Source organism: Actinoplanes sp. NPDC048791, assembly GCF_040650095.1.
Lineage (GTDB): Bacteria > Actinomycetota > Actinomycetes > Mycobacteriales > Micromonosporaceae > Actinoplanes.
This window is the reverse complement of sequence record NZ_JBEZGQ010001680.1, coordinates 1-1,163: the sequence shown is the minus strand read 5'-3', so window position 1 is coordinate 1,163 and position 1,163 is coordinate 1. Positions and strand designations below refer to the sequence as shown.

Sequence of the window (1,163 nt, the reverse complement as noted above, 5' to 3'; positions counted from 1 at the left end):
AGCACGGCCACCCCGGCGGCGGTCAGGCCCATGGCCGCGACCAGCCGCATCGCCGTCCGGTCGACCGGGCCGTCACCGAGGTACGACACCTTGGTGATGCCGCCGACGGTCAGCAGGAACGCCAGCCCCACCAGCGACAGAGTCTGCGGCGCCCAGCGCTCGGTGGCCGTCAGCATGGGGGCGAGCCCGAAGTGCCACAGCACCGTCGCGCAGCCCAGGAAGGCGACGAGCCGGTCCAGGTGCATGCGCCAGCGCTCGGCCGGATCCATCGCGCCCACCGGCACCCGGGCGACGGCCCACATGGCCAGCGCGAAGCCCAGCCCGACACAGCCGGCGGCGGACAGCGTCATGTCCGGCGGCATGTCGCCGACCGAGTACAGGGCGGCGTTGACGGCCATCAGCACGTAACCGGCGGTCATGAACGAGGCGGCGATGAGCAGGGTGAGCCAGAAGCGGCTGGCTGTGCGGTCGCCGCGTACGGTGCGCCAGAGCTGGAACAGCCCGATCACCGCGAAGACACCACCCAGCGGCACCGCCAGGTAGGCGATGGCGACGTGCCCGGCGCCGACGGTGCTGAACAGCAGGTACCACAGCCAGCTGGCGACGGCGAGGGCAGCGGTGATCCACACGTAGCGTGCGGGTGCGCGGGTGTCCTCGGCCATGCTGAAAGCATCGGCGCTGAACGGCTCGGATGTAGCAAAACCGGGCTGACCGGGATTGCTCGCAAGATCGCCGTGTGCCACCGGACCAGGCTGCCGTACGAACGGCCCGCGGGCCATCCGCGAAACGGACTATCGCCCCGGACCGGCCCTGAGCACCACGGCGGGACCGGATCGGCCGAAAGACAGAGAGCCGGCCAGGGGATCAGTCCCCGGCCAGATGTGCGCCGGGGTGGGCCGCCGCGATGCTGACTGCACTGTCGCACTCTGCTCAGGGGGATCCGGATGACGTCCGTACCGCACCACTACGACACCACGCCGCTGGCGCACACGGACGTCCTCGTCCTGGACTACCTGGCCGCGCTCTGGGGCGAGAGCGAGGACCTCGCCCCCGAGCTGCGGGACGAGCTGATGACCACCGTCGCGGACTACATCGCGATGCGGCGTACCTCGGTGGCCGACCCGCTGGAGGACCCGCGGCACATCCTGCACCGGCTGGGCCCG

General features: G+C 71.3%; 2 pseudogenes. One reads left to right on the top strand and one right to left on the bottom strand.

Features of this window, described 5'->3' with window-relative positions:
• Positions 1-662, bottom strand: a pseudogene (locus AB0C29_RS49580) (hypothetical protein); the annotation flags it as partial.
• Between the two features lie 282 nt (positions 663-944).
• Here AB0C29_RS49580 and AB0C29_RS49575 point away from each other — a divergent pair.
• Positions 945-1,163, top strand: a pseudogene (locus tag AB0C29_RS49575) (hypothetical protein); the annotation flags it as partial.